Raw genomic sequence first — 19,110 nt, 5'->3', positions numbered from 1 at the left:
AAAATCGCATATGAGTAAGCGTATCCAAGAGCTACTTGTGTGACCTCTCAACACGCTCGAGGTGACTAAAGCTTGTCATTTCGAGCCTGTCGAGAAATTGCATATCAGTATGCAAAACAATTAAATACAAAAAACTACTTGTGTCACCTCTCCTTGCGTCGAGATTACAATCGCTCGTCATTTCGAGTCTGCCGAGAAATCGCATAGGAGTAAGGGCATAAAAAGCTAGTTGTGTGACCTCTCGACACGCTCGAGGTGACAAGAATGCTTTCTTACAAATACGCTATATTTATGATTTACAATCTATTATGTTTACCAATTTCTACATCTACATAACTACAAATCAATACCGAACGACTGTGTATATAGGTGTAACAAATGATATCCAAAGAAGAATTAGCCAGCATTATTTTGACTCTGAAAACAGCAAAATTTCTTTCGCTAGAAGGTATAATTGTTATGATCTCGTCTACTATGAAGGTTTTCAATATGCAACAGATGCTATTGCCAGAGAGAAACAACTAAAAAGGTGGAGTAGGCAAAAGAAAAATCAGCTTATAGAAACTGTTAATCCTACTTGGGAGAGCTTAAATAATGAAGTATTCTAAGCACTATACTTTTCAGGAATTTGTGTATTCGATATAACATAGCCACTTGTCATTCGAGCTTGTCGAGAAATCACATAGGAGTAAGTGCATACGTGAGCCACTCGTGCGACCTCTCGACAAGCTCGAGGTGACTAGGACTTTGTCGCGAACAATCAAGTTTTCCGCAGCCTGTATTCTTGAGCTTCTTGTGTGATCTCTCTTCGCGTCGAGATGACAATCGCTCGTCATTTCGAGCCTGCCGAGAAATCTCATATGAGTAAGCGCATCCACGAGTTACTCGTGTGACCTCTCGACACGCTCGAGGTGACAAAATTTTTACTTCTCTAACTTCAACTGTATCCTCTTTCTTGCGATATCTACTTCTAGCACTTTTACAATAACTTGCTGCTGCAAACTTACGTGCGCACTCACATCACTCACAAAACCATCTGCTAGGTTTGAGATGTGTATGAGACCGCTTTCTTTGATACCAATGTCTACAAAAGCTCCAAAAGCCGTTACATTATTTATAATCCCAGGCAGTAAATGGCCTGACTGGACATCTTCTATAGTGCGTATGTTTTGATTAAAAGTAAAAACCTTCGCTTTTTCTCTAATGTCAAGGCCAGGCTTTTCTAGTTCGCTTATAATATCGGTAAGTGTAGGAAGTCCTACCTCATCGGTTACATATTTTTGAAGATCTATCGATTTAAGAAGGCTTGTGTTTCCTATCATTTCGGCAACAGAGACTTTTTGATCTTTGGCGATGCTTGCAACCAACTTATATCTTTCTGGATGTACAGACGAGTTATCTAGCGGATTTTCAGCACCTGTGATTCTTAAGAAACCTGCGGCTTGCACAAATGCTTTTCCTCCCAGACGTGGTACCTTTTTAATCTCTTGACGTGTTTTAAAGGGTCCTTCGCTTTGGCGAAAGCGTACTACACCCTCAGCAAGTTTTGGCCCAATACCTGACACATAGCTAAGTAACGGAGCACTTGCTGTATTTATATTGACACCCACGGCATTTACACAGTTTTCTACCGTTTGATCTAGTGATTTTTGAAGTGCGGCCTGGTCTACATCGTGCTGATATTGCCCGACGCCAATGGACTTTGCATCTATCTTCACAAGCTCTGCCAGCGGGTCTTGTAACCTACGACCTATAGAAACTGCACCGCGAACTGTCACATCATAATTAGGGAACTCATCACGTGCAATCTTGCTCGCACTGTAGATGGATGCACCTGCCTCGCTCACTACAAAAACCTCCATCGCATTCTTAAAATGGATGCGTTTTACAAGTCTTTCTGTCTCGCGGGAAGCCGTACCATTACCGATGGCGATTGCCTCAATTTTATATGCGTCTGTAAGACTTGAGATCTTCTTTATAGCGCCTGCATCATCATTTTTTGGTGCATGCGGGTAGATGGTTTCGTTATGTAGCAACCGTCCCTGTGCATCAAGGCATACCAGTTTACAACCTGTTCTAAAACCTGGGTCTAGCGCAAGAATACGCTTCTCACCTAGCGGCGAACCAAGGAGTAATTGTTTTAAATTTTTTGCAAAAACCTGAATAGCAGTTTCATCTGCTGTTTTCTTTGCTTCAGATAGCGTTTCATTTGAAAGTGCAGGGAATAATAGTCGTTTATACGCATCTTTTATAGCTAGCTCAATCTGTGTGGCGCTATCGCCACGCGAGCGTATGAGTTTGCGTTCTATTTTATCAAGCGCGCGGTCATCATCAATTACGATTTTTACACGAATGTAGCCTTCATTTTCGGCTCTTAAAATAGCAAGTAATCTGTGTGAAGGGCAACGACTTAATGACTCAGACCAATCAAAATAATCGCGGAATTTCTGAGCTTTTTCCTCATCTGCCATTTTCTTAACCACCTTCGTCTCTATGGTGGCAAAACGCTTTAACTGCTCACGGATGTTATCTCGTATATCTATGCGCTCATTAATCCATTCAGCTATAATGTGACGTGCTCCTTCTAACGCATTTTCTGCAACTGGAACTTCGCTATTAGTATATCGATGCGCTAGCCCTTCTGGGTCTTGCGCATTTTGAGACATAATGATTTTAGCTAGTGGTTCTAGTCCGTTTATACGTGCTGTCTCTGCCTTGGTTTTACGTTTTTTCTTATATGGTAAATACAAGTCTTCTAGCGTAGTAAGATCTTGCGTTTTTTCAATCTTATCTTTGAGTTCGCTGGTAAGAACGTCTTGCTCTTCTAGTGATTTGAGAATTGATTTTTTTCGTTTTTCTAAAGTCTCAAACTGCTCTTTAAGTTCGATAATCTTTCCAATCTCCACCTCATCTAGTCCACCCGTCGCTTCCTTGCGATAGCGAGCAATGAAAGGTAGAGTGCAGTCTTCAGAAAGAAGTTGTAAAGTTGCTTTTACAGATTTTTCTGATAAGGCAGAGCTGTTTGATATAAATTCTAAAATTTTCAAGGAGGTTTTACTTGTTTTGAAATTTATAAAGCGTGAAGAGTTTACGATTGGTTTGATAATTCCCAAAGAGAACAAAATCGTCTATCAAATAGACATCATCTGCTCTTTTTAACCATTTACTAGAAAGCTCCTCAATCTCGTCAAATACATTATCAGGCAACTCTCCTTCACGATGGTCAAAATCGTTATGAAATAAACTTTCAATGCGCGTAGATCCAGTAAAACCATAAGATCCATATGCAAATGAAGCTGGGTTGAAACTCATCGTGGCTGCACCAAAACTTGCTATTGGAATTGAACCCAAAGCACCCATGGCGCCAAATCCACCACCTCCGCTTTGAGGTCTTACACCTCCTATTGTAGCACGGTAACCATTATCACTTTTAAAAAGAGCTATACCGTTTTTATCTGACGCGATTTTTCGTAGAAATTTTGATGTCTTCTCAAGTTTTCTCGTTGCTCCAAAGCTATAAACAGAACCCTCCTGAAGTATAGGAGAATTTTTAAAGGTGATTTCATCATCTTTGAGCAAATCATATGTTTTCAAAGACTCCATGTCTTCTATATCTCTAAAATTGAGCTTCAACTCCTGACTACTTGATACAATTTGAGCCAATACATTACCTACAATAAAAGAATTAGAAGCTGGAAGTCTTGTATTTAATTTAGTTTTCTCAACAAAAGTGATTGTAGGCTCTAAATCAGGTAATTGAAAATCTAATAAAACTGTATAATGATGATTACTATCTAGCGTCCAATAAAATCCATTGTCGTGTGCATACATCTTACTTTCTTCAGTGGCTATTTCAAGTGTATTAGGAAGTCTATTTTCAACTTTTACCATTTTTAAAATGGTGTTGAAACCTTGCGTCTCTGTCAATAAATTATAAATATTTGTTGATGAAAATCTATTACGCACTAATTCCTCTTGAAGAGATATATCAATATGTGATACTGATCCATCCAACTTAAACACCCATTTTCTAAGAAGATTTTTGTTTTTGAATATTGTGAAAACATAGCAAGCACCGCCCTTGCTGTAGGATTGAATAAATTTCTGATCTGACATATCAACATCATACTCAATCTCTTCTGTAACTTGAGCATTGAAATCGTATAATATACTAGCAAACTTAGTTCCTTTCTTGTTTTTTTGAAGCAACCTAATTCTATCGTTATCGTATACTTGACCTATAATTTCTTTATACTTTCTTTTAAGTCCCCCAGATGTCAATTGTGCTACCTGCTTTAAATTTTCATCGTATTGAAAGCCGTAAGTAGTCTTAGATTCTTCTGCAAAAATGGATAAAAATCCCGTTTCTTGATTTTTAACTAAATGTACATTGTCGATGTAAGCACTTGAAGACTTCACATCCTTAAAAGAAATTTCAAGATATTCTTCTTGGCCATATGCAGTCATTGATAGCACCAAGGCTATTAACAATAAGAATCTATTCATTCAATATATATTTAATTTATTAACTTATCATATTCCCATTACTCACCCCATCTGCATCAGGATTTAAAAACACGAGTTTTCCACTAGCATCCTCTGTCATTAAGATCATTCCTTCACTCTCTACACCGCGTAGAGCTCTTGGAGCCAAGTTTACAAGTACCGTTACTTGCTTCCCTATTACTTCTTCTGGAGTAAAACTTTCTGCAATACCAGAAACGATGGTACGTACATCAATACCTGTATCTACTTTTAAAATGAGGAGCTTCTTTGTCTTCTTCATCTTTTCTGCTTCGATAATGGTACCTACTCGCATATCGAGTTTTGTAAAATCGTCAAAGTTAATCAGCTCTTTTTGTGGCTCTACTACCGCATTTTCGGCAGCAGCTTCTGCTTCATTTGCAGCTTTACTTGCTTCTAGTTTATCTAGCTGTATTTGTATCTGACTGTCTTCTATTTTTGAGAAGAGTAATTGAGATTTATTGATTGTATGTCCAGCTGGTAATAACACTTCTTTTGAAGTGATGTCACTCCACTGTAATGCATTCTCAACATCACTAGCAGGAAGGTCAAGAATATTTTTAAGCGTTACACTTGTATGTGGTAATAACGGCTCACTTAATATAGCAAGTGCGGCTGCAATTTGTAAAGCCACATACATTACTGTTTTAGTGCGTTCCTCGTCTGTTTTGATAGTCTTCCACGGCTCTTCGTCTGCTAGGTATTTGTTTCCTAGGCGAGCGAGATTCATGAATTCTGTTTGGCTTTCGCGAAAGCGGTATTTTTCTATACTGCTACCTATCACTGCTGGATATGCTTTTATGGCATCTAGCACTTCTTTATCTAGCTCATTAAAAGCTCCAGGCGTAGGCACAACACCTCCATAATACTTATGTGTAAGCACCGTCACGCGATTAATTAAATTACCAAAAATCGCTACGAGTTCGCTATTATTTCTAGTTTGGAAATCCTTCCAAGTAAAATCATTATCCTTAGATTCTGGCGCGTTTGCCGTAAGCACATAACGCAACACATCTTGCTGATCTGGAAATTCTTCCAGATACTCATGTAACCATACTGCCCAGTTTTTTGACGTAGAAAGCTTGCGGCCTTCTAGGTTTAAAAACTCGTTTGCAGGTACGTTATCTGGCAAGATATACTCACAATGTCCCTTTAACATTGCAGGGAAAATCAAACAGTGAAAAACGATGTTATCCTTCCCTATAAAGTGAAGTAGTTTTGTGTTTTCATCTTTCCAGTATGGCTCCCAATCTTTACCCTCACGTGCTGCCCACTCCTTTGTAGAAGAGATATAGCCAATAGGCGCATCAAACCAAACGTATAAAACCTTGCCCTCTGCTCCTTCTACTGGTACTGGGATTCCCCAGTCTAGATCACGAGTTACGGCACGTGGACGTAGTCCATCATCTATCCAAGACTTACATTGCCCGTACACATTTGTTTTCCAGTCTTTTTTGTGTCCTTCTATTATCCACTCCTTAAAGAAATCATTGTATTGATCAAGTGGTAAAAACCAGTGCTTTGTTTCCTTAAGTGTAGGTACAGCTCCTGTTATGGCACTCTTTGGGTTAATTAAGTCTGTTGCATTGTGCGAAGTACCACAGCTCTCACACTGATCTCCATAAGCTTCTTCAAAGCCACACTTAGGGCAAGTTCCCGTCACAAAACGGTCTGCAAGAAACTGGTTTGCCTCTGCATCATACAGCTGCTCGTTTGTCTCTTCTATAAATTTACCTTGATCATACATGTTCTTGAAAAACTCAGACGCTGTATCGTGGTGAATTTTTGCAGAGGTACGTGAGTAGTTATCAAAGGTGATCCCAAAATCTTCAAAAGATTTTTTGATAATCGCATTATACTTATCTACTACATCTTGCGGTGTAATCCCTTCCTTTTTTGCCTTAATTGTAATAGGCACTCCATGCTCATCACTACCACATATAAAAGCAACATCTGCTCCTTGCATACGCTGGTAACGCGCATAAATATCTGCCGGAACATACACTCCCGCAAGGTGGCCTATGTGTATAGGTCCGTTAGTATACGGCAGTGCCGCTGTAATTGTATATCGTTGTGGATTCTGAGACATATTATATTCTTTAAGAAGCGACAAAAATAAAGAAAAACAAGCAAGGAGTATCTATAAAGTAATCTAGCTTTAACTCGGTATTGTTATGCTAGGAGCGCTGCAGTAGTTGTAGTAAGCAGCTGCCTCTTCCCGCTATTCATTGCAATTCCTCACCACGCTATCGCTAGGTTGCGGGATTTTCATTGCTATCGGGGCTATGGAGCATGGTTTGTGAGTTATAAGCATCTCTCAAATCACTTTGTTTTGAAATATTGAGTAATGAAAACTATCACCAAATTACCAGACGGTTTAAAATCCAAACTGCCGTTAAGTTAGTATATTGAGGTGTGAAAAATACACTAATGATTACACCTCCTTATCTTGTACAAGGCGACAATGTCGCAATTGTTGCTACGGCACGTAAAATTTCTAAAAAAGAGCTAGAAGAAGGCATTGCCTTGCTTAAAAGCTGGGGCTTAGTTCCCGTATTGGGCAACACCATTGGGCTAGAAGATAATCAGTATGCTGGGACAGATTTTCAGAGAGCACAAGACTTTCAGCAAATGCTGGATAACACCGAGATTAAAGCCATCTGGTGTGCTCGTGGTGGCTACGGGACGGTGCGCATAGTAGATGATCTAAATTTTTACAAGTTTGTCAAATATCCAAAATGGGTGGTGGGCTACTCTGACGTGACGGTTTTACATAGCCACATCCATAAAATCGGATTCAAAACGATACATGCGACCATGCCTGTATCTCTTGATGACAATACCGCTTTCGCGAAAGCGTCATTAAAACAATCGCTTTTTGGCGAGCAACCTAACTTTAGTTACAACACCACAAATAAGCTTAACAGGCTAGGCACTGCAAAAGGCACGCTCGTAGGCGGAAACCTGTCTATTCTTTTCAGCCTTTGCGGCAGTAGCTCTGATCTTGATACGACTGGTAAAATATTATTTATAGAAGACCTGGATGAGTACCTCTATCACATAGATAGGATGATTGTCAACCTAAAACGCAACGGGATGCTAGATCACTGTGCGGGCATGGTTGTAGGTGGTATGACTAAGATGCACGATAATAGAATCCCCTTTGGTAAAACAGCACAGGAGATTGTGCTTGATGCTGTAAAAGAATGTGACTTTCCGGTAGCTTTTGACTTTCCTGCGGGACACGTAGATAATAATAATGCATTAAAGTTGGGGAGTGAGATCACTCTTGAAGTAACAGCAACTAAAGCAAGTATACGGTATGAATAGAATTCTCTCTATACTTATAATTATGTTTTTCTTTTCTTGTGTGGATAAACCTTCTTGCAATTTTATAGACTCCTACTATCAAGATGTTTATAAAGCAGAGCTTGCATTTTATGAAGAAGACTATCAGAAAGCCTATGATATTTTTAAAGAGGTAGAAGCTCGTTGTGGTCTATTAAACCAGACGCTCATTAGAGAGTCTGAAATGATGGCAAAACTATCTATCAAAGTAGGCGAACCGCAAAAAGCATTTCCATATATGGAGCGCATGCTTAAAGAAGGAATGAGTTTTGATACTTTTGAAAACGATGAAATATATAATATCCTCAAGGAATATGAAGAGTGGGATTATCTGACGCGTAACGCTGCTTCTTATGCAGATGAGTTTAACGCAAATATTAACCAAGATTTAAGGGCAGAAATAATTGCAATGAACCGTCTTGATCAAGAAGTAAGACAGCCTCCTATAGATTTTATAGAGATGGAGCGTGTAGATAGCATTCATCAAAAAAGAATCAAAGAGATTTTTAATCAATATGGATATCCCTCAGCTCAACTTGTGGGTAAGAATAATTTTGATCAAGGTGAGCGTGTTGACATAGGAACATTATTTTTTCATTTTGACGACACCATATACTTTAAACCGGTGCTTTTAAAAATGATTGAGAATGGTAAAGCGCCAGCAGATATACTTGGTAATATGCTGGACAGTCGCCAGCGGTCGCGAGGTTTTTACGATTATGGGATTTATGATAATGTCGATAGCACCAATATCCTTGATTTTAAAAATATTGACAAAAGACGTGTTGCTGTAGGTCTTGCACCTTGGAAGTTAAAGAAACGAGTAGATTCACTAAGACGGGGTTATTATGGGTACTAATAACACAACTAAATCATGACCCCAAAAGAACTAGGCGAATACGGCGAAGAACTAGCAACCCTGCATTTAATAAAGCAGGGTTACACTATTCTTGAACGTAATTGGTTTTTTGGAAAAAATGAAGTCGACATTATCTGCCAGAAGGAAGAAGGCGTCCTCGTTGTAGTAGAAGTAAAAGCGCGTAACTCAGATTTCTTTGGCGATCCGCAGAGTTTTGTGAGTACTGGTAAGCAAAAGTCTATCGTAAAAGTGTCAAATGAATACGTACTAGAAAATGATCTAGATGTCGAAGTACGATTTGATATTATAGGAGTACTTAAAAACTCAAAACAAGAACGCCTTGAGCATTTTGAGGATGCGTTTTACTTTTTTTAAAATGATAGTTCTTATTAACCTACTTGCTTTTTAATTATCTCATACACTCTGAGAATAAGTGCGACATTTATTGCTTGTGCTAGTATACTTGCTGGTCCTGCTACAATAGCAAGAAATATAGTCAGCATCATAAAACCGAGTACCATTTGTAAAATACCGGACGCTTGTGGTAACTGTCCCAGCCCTTTAAGTTTAAATAAGCTATAGCCAAAAAACATGGACATCACACCAAAAAACACGATGTACATAACTCCATAAGCCTCCATAGGCATGACAACATAGTTCATGTCAATAAGGGCATATCCAGCAAGAATTGCATTAATGATAATAAATAGTGTCGAAATTATTTTCAAAAAATTGTTTTTAAATAAGTTCCCGATAAGTATAAAAGTGCGCATAAATACTGAAAAGAAAATAATAGAAAGTATGCCAAGTATAATAGTAAAAACTTTTCCAAAGTAATAGGTGCCCTCCGCTACAAAGTAAAAATCATCTACAAGTTCAAATACAAATGCGATCATACTTAATATACCCGCTATCCATCCTACGTGGAGTTGTGTAAATAGATATGATACATCCTTATCCTCATCTAAATTAATGAGCATTGCCTTTTTTACTTTGGCCTCAAAGACGGTATCTTCTTGTAAGTCATCTAGATCTCTATCTAGTGCAGAGAGTATTGTTTTAATCGTGTAAATACGTGGCATTGTTTCTCCAGCTTCTATGCGTTGTATCGTGCGCACAGAAATATTACACTGTTCTACAAGTTCTTCCTGCGTTAATCCTTTTTGCTGGCGCAGTTCTAAAATCTTTTGTCCTAATTCTGGTTGTTTCATCATAAATGTTTTGCCTTGTAATGATGCGCATTATACCTGATGATAAGGAAGAGGGGTTTTAAACAATTTGAATTATAGCGCGTATAGATGAAATATAAAAATCAAAGCATAGTTCTAAACTACGGTTTTATTTTTTATTGAAATACGTATGCGATAGAAACGAATTGTAAAGCTCATCTTTCTTGTTATTAGGTATTACATATACAAGAAGTTCTACACTGCAATAGTATGGCTCATTTATGATTTGTTTCATTTCTTGAGCAGTATTTAACCCGACATTTGCACGTCACTTCAGTAAAGACAACGTTTTACACGTATTATGCTTTCGCGAAAGCGTACCAATTAATACGTGTCTAACCATCCAAAATGCTTTTCATTTAGTGCTGTTTTATGCTCTTCGAGATAACTCACAAAGGCCTTTGCAGTGGGAGAAAGCTGCTTGCTTTTTTGCCAAATGAGATTCCAGTGTGTGGTAATAGGCAATCCTTTGCTCGGGATGATTTGAGCATCACCGCTAGTAAGTGCATTTTTAAGTCCCACTAGCGGGAGTATGGAAATCCCTATTCCAGAAATCACAGCTTGCTTTACCGCTTCATTTGAGGTAAGCTCTATTTTTTTACGTGTAGGAAGTTGTCTGTCTGCAATATAATTTTCCATAGCGGCCCGTGTTGCAGATCCTTTTTCTCTATACACCACGGGTAGTTTATCAAAGTCTTTTTTTGATATGGTTTTACCTGAGTAGGTGTGCTGCCTACCTCCTACTAAAAATAATTTGTTAGGTATAAGTGTCACTTTATCTATCGCGATATGATCTGGAACTACAGATACCAGTGCAAAATCTGTTTCGTTTTTTTCAAGATGACGTACCACTCTGGTCTTGTTTGTCACATCCATCTCTAGATCGACACCAGGATGCATATTCATAAAATCTGCTATGTAATAAGGCATTAAATATTTTCCTGTAGAAACGATGGATATCTTTAATTTACCCGAGAGCTGACCTTGATAAGCCATCGTTTTATAATTAATTGCATCTACTTCGGCAATTATTTTACGTGCTGCAACGGCAATTTCTTCGCCAAAATCAGTTACAAACAGTTGCCTCCCCACCACCTCCGTAAGCGGAATAGGAAACTGATTTTGAAAATTTTTGATTTGTATCGAGACCGCTGGCTGCGTGAGATGTAGCTCTTCGCCAGCTTTTGTAATGCTCTTAAATTCTGTGACTTTTAAGAAGACCTGAAGCTGGTGTAACGTATAGTGCATTAAAATAATTTATGTAATTCATTATAAATATAAATAAAAATATATGAACCCTAGCCCACATCTTTGCACCATCAAAAAATAGAGATATGTTACAAAAACTTAAAATCAACACGCTTAACGTTCGTGATTACTCTCAGAGGGACAGCTCTTCCTCAATTATCGCACAATGGGCTTTACTATTTAAAACCTTGAAAAACTTATTGCTTCTTGCAATTCCTATATCGGCAATAACACTTTCTATCTTGAGTGATTATTTGTTTTTTAAGGAAATAGCATCTGCTTCATTTTTAATCATACTTATCTCGTTTATCAAAATTGCTAGCGGAAAATCATAATTCTTTCACACTTTAAATCAATACTATCATGAACACACAAACAACAGACGTACTCACAATGACAGATCAAAAAATTAATCTTATAGACGGTGTATTTACAGCAACCGAAGCTGGAGATATCTTACATGCAATGCTTGACAAGAAGATCAACTTTCATAAATTACAACGCTTAAGCCGTACCGAAGGTAACATAGATGATGCCTGTGAGTATGATAGTGGGCGTATCATAGAATTACTAGATGAGAAAGGAAAACTAAAAAGCTTTTTAAGTGATTTACGTGCAGAGGGAGGTAAACTAGAAATAAAAAGCACTGTTGAAATACGCATCAAAAAGTAATTACCACACCAAGACACCTAAACCTCTATTATGGACTTACACCTACTGGTTGATAACTTGACCAACCCTGCACTTTTATTTTTCTTTTTAGGATTACTAGCGGTACAACTCAAAAGTGACTTAGCCATACCGCCTAGTTCTTCAAAGTTTATTTCTCTTTACCTCCTACTTTCTATTGGATTTAAAGGAGGACAAGAGCTTGCTCACTCAGAGCTAAATATGGAGATTGTTTGGTCCTTAATTTTTGGAATCGTTCTAGCTCTTGTGGTTCCATTATATGCGTTTTTTACGCTTAAAAAGCGCGTCGGAGTACAAAATGCCGCAGCAATCGCTGCGGCATATGGCTCTGTAAGTGCTGTAACTTTTGTTACTACAGTTGCTTATCTTGATATGGAGCAAATTGCATATAGCGGGTACATGGTTGCGGTTATGGCTATTATGGAAGCGCCGTCTATTATAATAGGCGTACTCCTTATGATGCTATTTACGGCAAACCGTGACAAGACAGTCTCAATGGGCAGTATTATTAAACATTCTGTTACAAACGGAAGTGTACTGTTGATAATAGGAAGTCTCGTCATAGGTTTTATGGCAAGCGATGCACAAGCACAAGGTATTGCGCCTTTTACCACAGATATTTTCAAAGGTTTTCTAGCTGTCTTTTTACTAGATATGGGAATCTCAAGTGGTAAAAAAATAGGAAGCCTAAAGGAGTATGGCGCTTTTCCTTATGTATTTGCAATTGCCGTCCCTATTGTAAATGGTATTATCGTGAGTTTACTAAGTGGGTTTATAACAGAATCTATAGGTAACAGATTGCTGTTTGCCATACTTGCAGCAAGTGCCTCCTATATTGCAGTCCCTGCCGCTATGAAACTCGCTGCGCCTAAGGCAAACGAAGGCCTATACTTACCTATGGCGCTTGCCATTACCTTTCCCTTTAATATCACACTAGGGATGCCGCTTTACCTCTGCATTATAAACTGGAGTTAATATTTTTCTAATCACGCTTTCGCGAAAGCGTACTCAAAACCTTACTTTATGATTCTCTCACAAAGCAACACCCTAACAGAAGATATAGCAGCAGCGAAAGTCGCAGGTTTTACCTCAGATTTTATGTATCGGGACGGCCGCTTATTATGTAGAACTAATGACCGCTGGTATCAAATAAAAGACCTCACACTTATAGAATATTGTAGGCACGAGGGAATGAATGACCCAGGTGATAGTTCGATTTTATTTTTGATAGAAACTAATGATTCTACAAAAGGTTGCCTTACGAGTGCCTATGGTAAAGATGCCGATACAAACCTCATTAATTTTATAATGAACCTAGAAAAGAAAGAGAAATAGGTATCTTAACAAAAAATCAAAAAGTATGGCGACAGTATTAAAATCACTTTCTGAGTATGTACAAATTGCTATAGGTATTGCCCTTGCAAGTATAGGACTTAAAGCCTTTTTACTGCCTAATGGTTTTCTAGATGGGGGAGCGACGGGTATCGCAATTTTAATAAGTAAAAAGTTAGATCTTGACATCTCTTTACTACTCTTTATTGTGAGTATTCCGTTTCTAGTGTTGGGTTTTTATAAGCTTTCGCGAAATATTCTATTAAAAAGCACCGTATCCATCTTGATACTAGCAGTGCTTATCGGAGTCGAGTCCTTTCCAGTAATTACAGAAGATAAGCTGCTTATTGCAATTTTTGGCGGTATGTTTCTAGGAGCTGGTATTGGTATCAGTATACGCAACGGTGCGGTGCTTGACGGATCCGAAATTCTAGGGATTTATGTATTTGATTTTTTTGGAATAAGCATAGGTAAAACTATTCTGGCTTTCAATATTATTCTATTTATTATCACCGCATTAGTGCTTAGTGTAGAGGTCGCGCTATATTCCATACTTACCTATATCGTGACCGCGAAGTTTATTGATTTTTTTATAGAAGGATTTGAAGATTTTATAGGTATTACCATTATATCCCCGTCATCTGAAGAAATAGAACAAAAGATTCTTAATGAGCTTGGTACTGGTATCACCGTCTATAAAGCTGCTGCTGGTTACGGCAGTACGGGTCATAATAATGAACGCCGCGTGATACAAACCGTGATAAATCGTATACACCTGCGCAAAATACACAAGCTAATAGACTCCTGCGACCCCGATGCCTTTATCGTAGAGTTTGATGTAAATAATGTAAAGGGAGGAGTACTTAGAAGATACCTAGACACTAAAAATAATAGAAAGTTAGCTAGTTTTTAGGATTGTTTATTGATACACTACTTAAGCTTTCGCAAAAGCGTAACCCTACAAACTCAAGTAATATCCCAGATTTATCCAAAATCGATGATTTGCAGTAGCATCAAGAAATGAATCCATACGGTAGTCTACGCCAATCTCTAGTTTATTTGCATCGTTTAGATAATAACCCAAAGTAGGCACAAACCTTACCTCAAGGTCTGTTGCATCTCCTTGAATGGAATATACATACTCATTCCCTAATTTTAAATACGCTTCGCCTGGGTCAATAAACTCGCCGTTGAGCGATATATCTGATGAAAGTCTATAACGCGTTCTAAACTCAGCTTTCTGGTTAGCACTAAATGTTTGATCTGTACGGAAGCGATGTCCCAAGCGAAAACCAAAATAAGGGACGGTAAAAGAGTATTGTTGTATCGCGCGATGTATAAGTTCTTTATCGCGGAAACGAGCTAAATATCCCACACCAACTTTTGCATCTACTCCCACTGTACGCGTAGCAACCGTGGTGACATCAAGCAAGGAGTAAAATATATCTCTTTTATTATTGCCTTTAAAATCTCCTTCACTTATTTCAAAACGTGGCGCGAATTCTACATTAATATTCAACAGCTCATTAATTTTTGTACCTATATTTACTTCTGGGAGTATGCCAACTTCATACAGCGATTGCCCGTAAAGCAAAGTGCTTAGAGAAAACATTAGGATAAAGAATGTGAATTTAAACATAATCAAAATCGCAGGATATTATCACGTCGTACACTTACTTGAGACCGACTTATGAAGGCTCCTTTCTCGTTAAAAAGAACTTCATAACGCTTTGATTTTTCACTTGAATTACGTGTTTTTACAACGACCTCGTAATGCGGAATAGGTGATGAGGATACGAGATTTTTTGCAGTCCTATTTATTATTTCTTTTACCGTATTATTATACTGCGCTTGTATTTTCTCTACTTTAAAATAATCAAACTCTTGCGTGAAATAGCTGGTTATCTCCTGTTTTGTCTCTTCAGGTAATTCTCCTAACCCAATAACAATTTCTATATCTTCTAAAACGCCATCTTTAGTAAATTCTACACTATAACGCTGTCCTTTGTATCTAAATTTTGCTTCAAGACTAGTACCGTCATCACCTACTTCTTGTAGCCATTTAAAAGATTTATTCTCAGTAAAGGTCGCAATAAAGTCTTTTGCCTTTTGTGGTACAAGCTCAGGTTTAATTCGGTACTCTTTTTCCGTTTTTACAGATTCTTGCGCTTGCGCACGACTCAGTGATGTCTGTAGCAAGACACAAATACACATTAAGGAAAAGAAATATTTAGTCTGCACGATCTCCCTTTTTTGAATTAAATAGCCACCCTAATGGCAACCAGACTACAAAGAATAGAAACTTCCCAGTTACCAAGCCTACAATGGTAATAATTGCAGCGATTACCGCTAGCGTTGATTTCCAAGATTTACTCGCCATCATCCATAGGCAGCTCTGCTGCTTTTTTCTTGGTGCTTTCTGGCATTAATGGTCGTAATAATGCTACCACATCATTCACTGTCTTAGCATCGTCAGATTTTAGGAGTAATCGCAATCCTTTAGATAGCTTTTTCTCTTTTATCCCTATGCGATATGCGTTTTCTTGTACAAACTTAAGCACACGGCCAAAGGCTGGGCTTTGATAGAAAGCGCTCTGCTGGTCTGCAATGAAAAAGCCGGTGAGTTTTCCATTTTTTAGAACCACTTTCTCGAGACCTATTTTAGTCGCTACCCACTTGATACGCACAGAATCCAGTAAATCTTCGGCTTCTTCTGGTAATGGTCCAAAACGATCTACGAGTTGGCGTTCAAAATCGTCTAGTTGCTCCTCTGTTTTAACATTATTGAGCTGTGTGTATAGATTCAAGCGTTCGGTGATATTGTTTACGTAGTCATCTGGAAATAGCAGACTAAAGTCAGTATCAATTACAGTGTCTTTTACATAATCTTTTTCTGCTTTCGCGAAAGCGGGATCATCATTATACAACTCTGAAAATTCATCTTCCTTAAGCTCATCAATGGCTTCATTTAGAATTTTTTGATACGTATCAAACCCTATCTCATTGATAAATCCGCTCTGTTCTCCTCCTAGTAAATCTCCAGCACCACGTATCTCAAGATCCTTCATCGCGATATTGAAACCACTTCCTAGCACAGAAAATTGCTCCAGTGCCTGGATGCGCTTACGAGCATCATCTGTCATGGCACTATATGGCGGTGTGATGAAGTAGCAGAACGCTTTCTTGTTGCTACGTCCCACACGCCCACGCATCTGGTGGAGGTCTGACAGGCCAAAATTATTTGCGTTATTTATAAAAATCGTATTTGCATTAGGCACATCAAGTCCGCTCTCAATAATAGTGGTAGACACCAGTACATCAAACTCACCGTTCATGAACGATAACATCTTTGCTTCAAGTGTTTTCCCTTCCATTTGCCCGTGACCTACGCCCACTTTTGCATCTGGCACAAGACGCTGAATAAGACCCGCAACTTCCTTGATATTTTCAATACGGTTATGGATAAAGAATACCTGACCGCCACGCTGTATTTCATATTGTACCGCATCTCGTATCACCTCCTCAGAGAAGCGCACTACGTTACTTTCTATGGGATATCTATTAGGCGGCGCTGTATTTATAGTACTTAAATCCCTTGCTGCCATAAGTGAGAACTGCAACGTTCTCGGAATAGGTGTCGCTGTAAGCGTGAGCGTATCAACGGTTTCAGAAATAGTTTTGAGCTTATCTTTTACCGCAACGCCAAACTTTTGTTCCTCATCTATAACGAGAAGTCCTAGGTCTTTAAAGATTACATTTTTACTTGTAAGTTGGTGCGTACCTATCACAATATCGATTGCCCCACTTTCTAATCCTGCTAGCACTTCGCGCTTTTCTTTTGCTGTTCTAAAACGGTTGAGATAGTCAATTTTTACAGGAAAATCTTTGAGACGCCCCTTAAATGTACGTGCATGTTGATAGGCTAGAATCGTTGTAGGTACAAGTACAGCAACTTGCTTACCACCATCAACCGCTTTAAACGCGGCGCGAATTGCAACTTCTGTTTTTCCAAAACCTACATCCCCACACACTAAGCGATCCATAGGACGCTCACTTTCCATATCACGCTTTACATCTTCGGTAGCGCTACTTTGATCTGGTGTGTCCTCATAAATAAAACTAGCTTCTAACTCATGCTGCATGTGCGTATCTGGCCCAAAGGCATAGCCCTTTTGAAGTCTACGTTTTGCATATAATTTAATAAGGTTAAAAGCAACGTGCTTAACTCTAGACTTGGTCTTTGCCTTAAGCTTTTTCCAAGCCTGGCTTCCTAGTTTATAAATTTGTGGCGGCTTGCCATCTTTACCGTTATACTTTGTAATTTTATGTAGCGAGTGAATACTGAGGTATAAAATATCTCGCTCTCCGTAGATCAATTTGATTGCTTCTTGCGGCTTCCCTTCTACGTCAATCTTCTGTAATCCACCAAATTTTCCAATCCCGTGATCAATGTGCGTCACATAATCACCTACAGAAAGGTGGCTCAATTCCTTAAGCGTTATGGACTGCTTTTTTGCATACCCATTCTTAAGATTAAACTTGTGATATCGCTCAAAAATCTGATGATCTGTATAGACCGCTATCTTCTGCTCATCATCTATAAATCCCTGATATAACGACAATACAACTGTTTCATATTGCTTTACAATCGCATCTGCATCATCAAAAATATCATGAAAACGCTTTGCCGCTTGCTCCGTCACACAGGCAATATAATTCTTATAACCCCTTGCCGAATTTTCATTCAAGTTTGCAATCAATAAGTCAAACTGCTTATTGAAAGAAGGCTGTGGTTGTTGCTCAAAATTGATTGTAGTATCAGCTATCGCACCATCTATTTTTGAGGTTAGATCTACTGTGGTAAACGTATCTAGCTGCTGCTGTAATGCAGCACCATGCATAAATAGCTCCTCTGGGGAGTTGCGTTTTATCTCTGAGTCTAAGGAGGAAAATGCTTCTTCCGCTTTCGCGAAATTTTTATCAGTACGATCTACAAGAAGTGATCTGTTTTTTATAAACACTACTGTCTTAGGCGAGATATATTCTAGAAAACTCTGGCGTACTTCTTCAAGTGCCTTGTTCTCCACATTAGGCATCACCGAAATCTTTTTTACCTGTCCAGTTGAGAGTTGACTCTCCACATCAAACGTCCTTATACTATCTACCTCATCACCAAAAAATTCAATACGATAGGGTTCGTCGTGAGAAAACGAAAAAACATCTACAATACCTCCTCGCACCGAGAATTCTCCAGGCTCTGTTACAAAATCAACGCGTTTAAATTTATACTCAAACAGCATCTCATTTACAAAATCCAGCGACAGTTGATCACTTACTGCTATCTTAAGCGTCTGTCTATCTAGCTCTTTTCTGGTAACAACTTTTTCAAAAAGCGCATCTGGATAGGTGACTAGTAATGCTGGCTTACGACGAGAGTTTATTCTGTTTAAAACCTCTGCCCTCAGCAAGATATTTGCGTTGTCTATTTCTTCTATCTGATAAGGTCTTCTATAGCTGCCAGGGTAAAAAAGCACATTTGCCTCTTTACGTAACTGCTCTAGATCATTAAGAAAATAAGCAGCTTCTTCCTTATCGTTTAAAATAATGAGAAAAGGACTTTCGGCGGTTTCAAAAGCACTGCTTATGGTAAAAGATAGTGCAGATCCTACGAGGCCTTTTGCTTGAATATTTTTACTGTTTTCTTGGGAATGGGAAATAGCTTCCCCTAGTTTCTGCAGTTGCAGAGACTGTGCAAAGTGTTGCGAGAGTTCGTTTTTACTCAAGTAATTAGATTTTTTACAAAGATACGGAGTGCTTAGGTCTGTAAAAAAGGGGTTTAACTAAATTTTTAAAAAACGCAAATTCTCCATAACACCTATT

18 protein-coding genes are annotated in these 19,110 nt (G+C 38.5%); 9 read left to right on the top strand and 9 right to left on the bottom strand.

Going from position 1 to position 19,110, the window contains the following annotated elements; all coding sequences use genetic code 11:
• Positions 1–233 precede the first annotated feature (233 nt).
• Positions 234–608: a GIY-YIG nuclease family protein gene (locus tag DCS32_RS06955; RefSeq protein WP_239057575.1), complete on the top strand. Its 375-nt coding sequence runs from the start codon at positions 234–236 to the stop codon at positions 606–608.
• Between the two features lie 315 nt (positions 609–923).
• Here the strand turns inward: DCS32_RS06955 and DCS32_RS06950 are convergent, their stop codons facing one another.
• From DCS32_RS06950 to metG, 3 genes are read right to left on the bottom strand one after another with little or no spacing between them, the layout of a single operon-like run.
• Positions 924–3,047 (bottom strand): Tex family protein, encoded by a 2,124-nt coding sequence (locus DCS32_RS06950; protein ID WP_108877606.1) that lies wholly within the window; start codon positions 3,045–3,047, stop codon positions 924–926.
• A gap of 7 nt (positions 3,048–3,054) precedes the next feature.
• Positions 3,055–4,506, bottom strand: a complete 1,452-nt coding sequence (locus DCS32_RS06945) for a hypothetical protein (protein WP_162533608.1) — start codon at positions 4,504–4,506, stop codon at positions 3,055–3,057.
• Between the two features lie 19 nt (positions 4,507–4,525).
• The gene (gene metG / locus DCS32_RS06940; protein ID WP_108877604.1) at positions 4,526–6,613 is read right to left on the bottom strand and encodes a methionine--tRNA ligase; all 2,088 of its coding nucleotides are present in this window, start codon (positions 6,611–6,613) and stop codon (positions 4,526–4,528) included.
• Between the two features lie 341 nt (positions 6,614–6,954).
• On the opposite strand from metG, the gene DCS32_RS06935 reads away from it, so the two are divergent.
• The 3 genes from DCS32_RS06935 to DCS32_RS06925 are packed head-to-tail and all read left to right on the top strand — an operon-like array spanning position 6,955 to position 9,106.
• Positions 6,955–7,854: an LD-carboxypeptidase gene (locus DCS32_RS06935; protein ID WP_108877603.1), complete on the top strand. Its 900-nt coding sequence runs from the start codon at positions 6,955–6,957 to the stop codon at positions 7,852–7,854.
• Positions 7,847–8,731 (top strand): hypothetical protein, encoded by an 885-nt coding sequence (locus tag DCS32_RS06930; protein WP_108877602.1) that lies wholly within the window; start codon positions 7,847–7,849, stop codon positions 8,729–8,731. The genes DCS32_RS06935 and DCS32_RS06930 overlap by 8 nt, the downstream gene beginning before the upstream one ends.
• A gap of 15 nt (positions 8,732–8,746) precedes the next feature.
• Entirely contained in the window at positions 8,747–9,106 is a 360-nt protein-coding gene (locus tag DCS32_RS06925) for a YraN family protein (protein WP_108877601.1), read from the top strand.
• A 14-nt stretch (positions 9,107–9,120) separates the two neighbouring features.
• On the opposite strand, the gene DCS32_RS06920 is transcribed toward DCS32_RS06925, so the two are convergent.
• Together DCS32_RS06920 and DCS32_RS06915 are read right to left on the bottom strand one after the other, a co-directional pair.
• Entirely contained in the window at positions 9,121–9,945 is an 825-nt protein-coding gene (locus DCS32_RS06920) for a helix-turn-helix domain-containing protein (protein ID WP_108877600.1), read from the bottom strand.
• Positions 9,946–10,284: 339 nt separating this feature from the next.
• Complete coding sequence (locus tag DCS32_RS06915; RefSeq protein ID WP_108877599.1) at positions 10,285–11,208, bottom strand: LysR family transcriptional regulator; 924 nt, start codon at positions 11,206–11,208, stop codon at positions 10,285–10,287.
• An 86-nt stretch (positions 11,209–11,294) separates the two neighbouring features.
• Between DCS32_RS06915 and DCS32_RS06910 the strand changes: the two genes are divergently transcribed.
• Genes DCS32_RS06910 through DCS32_RS06890 form a run of 5 tightly spaced genes read left to right on the top strand, consistent with a single transcriptional unit; the run spans position 11,295 to position 14,143 of the window.
• On the top strand, positions 11,295–11,543 hold the full coding sequence (locus tag DCS32_RS06910; protein WP_108877598.1) for a hypothetical protein: 249 nt from the start codon (positions 11,295–11,297) through the stop codon (positions 11,541–11,543).
• Between the two features lie 28 nt (positions 11,544–11,571).
• The gene (locus tag DCS32_RS06905; RefSeq protein ID WP_108877597.1) at positions 11,572–11,880 is read left to right on the top strand and encodes a hypothetical protein; all 309 of its coding nucleotides are present in this window, start codon (positions 11,572–11,574) and stop codon (positions 11,878–11,880) included.
• A 30-nt stretch (positions 11,881–11,910) separates the two neighbouring features.
• The gene (locus DCS32_RS06900; RefSeq protein ID WP_108877596.1) at positions 11,911–12,873 is read left to right on the top strand and encodes a sodium-dependent bicarbonate transport family permease; all 963 of its coding nucleotides are present in this window, start codon (positions 11,911–11,913) and stop codon (positions 12,871–12,873) included.
• A 48-nt stretch (positions 12,874–12,921) separates the two neighbouring features.
• Positions 12,922–13,233 carry a phosphoribosylpyrophosphate synthetase gene (locus tag DCS32_RS06895; RefSeq protein ID WP_108877595.1) on the top strand — a complete coding sequence of 104 codons (312 nt, stop codon included), beginning with the start codon at positions 12,922–12,924 and terminating at the stop codon, positions 13,231–13,233.
• Between the two features lie 25 nt (positions 13,234–13,258).
• Complete coding sequence (locus tag DCS32_RS06890) at positions 13,259–14,143, top strand: YitT family protein (protein ID WP_108877594.1); 885 nt, start codon at positions 13,259–13,261, stop codon at positions 14,141–14,143.
• A gap of 45 nt (positions 14,144–14,188) precedes the next feature.
• Here the strand turns inward: DCS32_RS06890 and DCS32_RS06885 are convergent, their stop codons facing one another.
• Genes DCS32_RS06885 through mfd form a run of 4 tightly spaced genes read right to left on the bottom strand, consistent with a single transcriptional unit; the run spans position 14,189 to position 19,013 of the window.
• On the bottom strand, positions 14,189–14,869 hold the full coding sequence (locus tag DCS32_RS06885; protein ID WP_108877593.1) for a DUF2490 domain-containing protein: 681 nt from the start codon (positions 14,867–14,869) through the stop codon (positions 14,189–14,191).
• 2 nt (positions 14,870–14,871) lie between these two features.
• Positions 14,872–15,471: a hypothetical protein gene (locus DCS32_RS06880; protein WP_162533607.1), complete on the bottom strand. Its 600-nt coding sequence runs from the start codon at positions 15,469–15,471 to the stop codon at positions 14,872–14,874.
• A complete protein-coding gene (locus DCS32_RS16055) occupies positions 15,461–15,613 on the bottom strand; it encodes a hypothetical protein (protein WP_158306999.1) in 153 nt (50 codons plus the stop codon). Before DCS32_RS16055 ends, DCS32_RS06880 begins: the two co-directional genes overlap by 11 nt.
• Complete coding sequence (gene mfd, locus DCS32_RS06875) at positions 15,600–19,013, bottom strand: transcription-repair coupling factor (RefSeq protein WP_108877591.1); 3,414 nt, start codon at positions 19,011–19,013, stop codon at positions 15,600–15,602. The genes DCS32_RS16055 and mfd overlap by 14 nt, the downstream gene beginning before the upstream one ends.
• Positions 19,014–19,110: the final 97 nt, after the last annotated feature.

It is taken from the genome of Dokdonia sp. Dokd-P16, from assembly GCF_003095655.1.
Taxonomy (GTDB): domain Bacteria; phylum Bacteroidota; class Bacteroidia; order Flavobacteriales; family Flavobacteriaceae; genus Dokdonia.
The sequence above is the reverse complement of the archived record's forward strand: the minus strand, read 5'-3'. Positions and strand labels throughout refer to the sequence as shown.